4 protein-coding genes and 1 pseudogene are annotated in these 3,593 nt (G+C 67.2%); all 5 read right to left on the bottom strand.

Annotation, left to right across the window (positions count from 1 at the left end):
• Nucleotides 1–613: ABC transporter permease (locus EN939_RS25285; protein WP_127270528.1), on the bottom strand; the 613-nt coding region annotated here is incomplete at its 3' end.
• 12 nt (nt 614–625) lie between these two features.
• Nucleotides 626–1,462, bottom strand: coding sequence for an ABC transporter ATP-binding protein (locus tag EN939_RS25280; protein WP_127270530.1), 837 nt, complete (start codon nt 1,460–1,462; stop codon nt 626–628).
• A 32-nt stretch (nt 1,463–1,494) separates the two neighbouring features.
• On the bottom strand, nt 1,495–1,821 hold the full coding sequence (locus tag EN939_RS25275) for a 4Fe-4S dicluster domain-containing protein (protein ID WP_127270526.1): 327 nt from the start codon (nt 1,819–1,821) through the stop codon (nt 1,495–1,497).
• Entirely contained in the window at nt 1,818–3,443 is a 1,626-nt protein-coding gene (locus tag EN939_RS25270; RefSeq protein WP_127270525.1) for an FAD-dependent oxidoreductase, read from the bottom strand. The genes EN939_RS25275 and EN939_RS25270 overlap by 4 nt, the downstream gene beginning before the upstream one ends.
• A 36-nt stretch (nt 3,444–3,479) precedes the next feature.
• Nucleotides 3,480–3,593 (bottom strand): annotated as a pseudogene (locus EN939_RS40095) (thioredoxin family protein); the annotation flags it as partial.

Raw genomic sequence — 3,593 nt, 5'->3', positions numbered from 1 at the left:
GATCGAAGTCGGACGTACCCATCGAGCGCGCCGCCTTGATCAGCAGCGGATCCACCGACTTGACGCCGCTGATCGTGTTGACGAGGAGAAAGAAAACCGAGGAGTAGAAGGTGATCGCGACCTTCGATTCCTCACCGATGCCGAGCAACAGGATGAACACCGGCAGCAGTGCGAATTGCGATGTGTTTCGCAGCGTCTGCACCAGGAGGTCGGAAACCTTCTCGAACAACGAATAGCGCCCCATCAACAGACCGAGGGGGATGGCCACCACCACGCCGAGTGCGAAGCCGATCGCGGCGCGCTGCAGGCTGATGCCGATATGCTCGATCAGCACGCCCGAAGCGAGCAGCGCCCACCAGGCGACCAGCACCTCGCTCAGCGGCGGAAAGAAGATGCGGTTCAGCCAGCCGAGTCGGGGCGCGATCTCCCACAGCAGGAAGAACAGGCCGAGCAGCGGCACGCCATAGAGGAACGTGCCGTGGCTTGCTTTCTTGCTCCGGATCTTGGCGCTGGCCTTGATGGCCGGGACCCTGGCGGCGGCTACCGTTTCGCCAGCGCCGGCAAACAGGTGGAGCGCTCCCGCGGAGCCAAACTTCTCGGTCAGATAGGCCATTGGTCCAGCTCCTCAGTGACTGAAGGCTGGCGACAGGGTCCAGTCCTTCTGCGCCTTGTTGACCTCGTCGCGCAGCACGTCCCAGACGCGGGCGCGATATAGATTGAATTCGGCGCTGGCGCGGATGTCGCCGTCGCGCGGTCGTGGCAGGTCGATGTCGATGATCTCTTTCACCGCGCCCGGCCGTGCCGTCATCACCACGACGCGGTCGGCGAGGAAGATCGCCTCGTCGATCGAGTGGGTGACAAAAATCACCGTGGTGTTGATCTTGCCCCAGATCCGCAGCAGCTCGCCTTGCAGAAGCTCGCGCGTCTGCTGGTCGAGCGCCGCGAACGGCTCGTCCATCAGCAGCACTTCCGGGTTGCTGGCCAGCGCACGCGCGATCGCCACACGCTGCTGCATGCCGCCGGACAGCTGGTTGGGAAAACGGTCCTCGAAACCGGCAAGGCCGAACAGCGCCAACAGATGGCGGGCTGTGGCGGTACGCTCGGCCTTGGCCACGCCGCGCACTTCCAGCGCATATTCGATGTTGGCGAGCGCCGTGCGCCAGGGAAACAGCGCATATTGCTGGAAGACATAGCCGGTCTTTGGATCGGGCCTGGTGATGCGCCTGCCGTCGAGCTGGACGTTGCCGCCGGTCGCCTGCGTCAGCCCGCCAATGATATCGAGCAGCACCGACTTGCCCGAGCCGCTCGGGCCGACCAGCGTGATGAACTCGCCCTTGCGGATGGAAAGATCGACGCCGTCGAGCACGGTGACGCGGTCGGTCGCCTCGCCATCCACGGTGACGAACTGCCCCGGCTTGAGCTGGAAGGTCTTGCTGATGTCGCTGACGACGATCCGGTCCATGTTCGGGCGATCCATATCTGTCTCCGATCGGTTCACTGCGCCACGCGGATGCGGTGCGTCGGGTCGAATTCCGAGCCGCCCGCCTTGCCGCGCTTCCAGCCAAGCGCGCGGGCATAGGAGCCGAACATCTGGCGGGCGTCGGCCTGAGCTTCCGTGATGCCGGTCGGCCCTTCGGCGAACTCGGCCACATAAAGCGCGTCGGTCGGGCAATAGATCTCGCAAAGAAAGCAGGTCTGGCAGTCCTCCTGGCGAGCGATCACCGGCACGCCATTGTCGGTCGCGTCGAAGACGTTGGCCGGGCACACCTTGACGCAGATGTCGCATTCGACGCAGCGCGTGGCCGAGACGATCTCGATCATGACGCCAGCTCCGCCAGCCGCTCAGGCGCACCTGCGATGCGGAACGCATCCACACCGGTGATGACCAGCCGGTGCGCGAAGGCCGGGCTCTTGCCCGGCAGATCGGTGCGGCGGTGCATGCCGCGGCTCTCGGTGCGGTGCAGCGCGGCGGCCACGGACCAACGCCCAGCAGCGGCGATCGAAGCTGCCTCTCGGGTACGGACCCGGTCCAGCCCCTCGCCTTGCAGATGGCTGCGCACGTCGCGCCAGACACTCTCCAGCCGCTCGCCGCTTTTCTCCAGGGCCTCGCCAGTGCGGAAGAAATTCTTGTCGAGCGGCGTGACTTCGCTACGCACCGCCTCGATAACTTCGCCCGCCGAGATGTCGGCCCTCGCCGATGATGCAGGACGCAAGCCGGCCTGGCCGAGCGATTGCACCGCGCTGCGGAACGCCTTGCCGGTCCGGCGCTTGGCATGGGTCGAGGCACCTTTGCCGGCCCACCAGCCGCTGGCCAGCGCCCAGGATGAATTGACGGCGCCGCCGCCTGATAGCGCACCGGTCATCATCTCGCGGCTGGCGGCATCGCCGGCAACATAGAGGCCGGGCACGCCGGTGGCGCAATCGTCGGAGACGATGTCGATGCCGCCGGTGCCGCGCACCGTGCCTTCGGCGCGCAAGGTGATACGGAACAGTTCGCTGAACGGATCGATGCCGGCGCGGTCATAGGGCACGAAGCAGTTCGGCTGGCCCTGGCGCAGCCAGCCTTGCAGCGCCGGCTCGGCCTGATCGAGCCGCGCGTAGACCGGGCCGTCGATCAGCGCGCGCGCCACTTCCTCCTCGCGGTCGCCGATGCCGTTACGCAACGGCTCGCCGGTCGGCCCGAGGATCGGCGAGCCGTCCTCGCGATGGAACGAGGCCCAGCGGAACGGCAGGCCCTTGTTCAGCGATGAGCCATAGGGCGCCAGCGTATATTTGCCGGTGAACTCCATGCCCGACAGGCTGGCGCCGGCCTCCGCCGCCATCAGATAGCCGTCGCCGGTCAGCCCGGTCGCGCCGAGGATGCGCTCGCGGAAAGCGCAGCCGCCCGTCGCCAGCACCACCGCGTTGGCGTCGACGCGCCAGTCCTGGCCGATCTGCCGGGCGACACCGGCGGCGCCGACGATGGCATCGCCGTCGGACAGAAGTTCGAGCGCTGGGTGATGGTCGAGCACGGTGACGCCGGCCAACAGCACCCGGCGGCGCATGAAGCGCATGTAGTCCGGCCCGCGCAGATTGGCGATGTAGAGGCGGCCGTCATCCTCGCTCGGAAAGGGATAGCCCCATTCGGACAGCCTGAGCAGATTGCGGTAGGCAGTATCGACGCAGCGCAGCATCCAGCGCGGGTCGGCGAGTTCGCCGGTGCGCTGCCAGCGCCGCTCGACGACGGCATGCCTGTTGTCGCCCGGCGGCACGCACCAGGTGCCGGTGTTGGAGGGCGCGGTGGCGCCGCTGGTACCGAGATAGCCCTTATCGGCCAGCACCACCTTGGCGCCGCTCTCGGCCGCAGCGACAGCCGCCCAGGCCGCTGACGGACCTCCGCCCAGCACCAGCACGTCGGCCTGGAGCAGCAAGCTGTCGGAAGCGGATTTTTGCGGCTTGTGCATGGATACCTGGCGAATGCGTTCGAAGCGGCGCCTGCGCTAAGCGGCGCGGGCGGCGCTGGAGGACCAGACCGGCTCGTTGCCGGCACTCCACTTGATGTTGCAGCCGATCGACGGCACCTGGCTGGCAGCGGGCCTGCCGCCCTCCAGCAC

Origin of the sequence: Mesorhizobium sp. M7A.F.Ca.CA.002.05.1.1 (assembly GCF_003998335.1) — a bacterium.
Taxonomy (GTDB): domain Bacteria; phylum Pseudomonadota; class Alphaproteobacteria; order Rhizobiales; family Rhizobiaceae; genus Mesorhizobium.
Note: the sequence above shows the minus strand (reverse complement) of the source record. Positions and strands in the feature narration are given on the sequence as shown.

Excerpts from the sequence above, each read along its gene's own strand:
- EN939_RS25275 (WP_127270526.1), bottom strand. The coding sequence starts at position 1,821 with ATGATCGAGATCGTCTCGGCCACGCGCTGCGTCGAATGCGACATCTGC.
- EN939_RS25280 (WP_127270530.1), bottom strand. The coding sequence starts at position 1,462 with ATGGACCGGATCGTCGTCAGCGACATCAGCAAGACCTTCCAGCTCAAG.
- EN939_RS25270 (WP_127270525.1), bottom strand. The coding sequence starts at position 3,443 with ATGCACAAGCCGCAAAAATCCGCTTCCGACAGCTTGCTGCTCCAGGCC.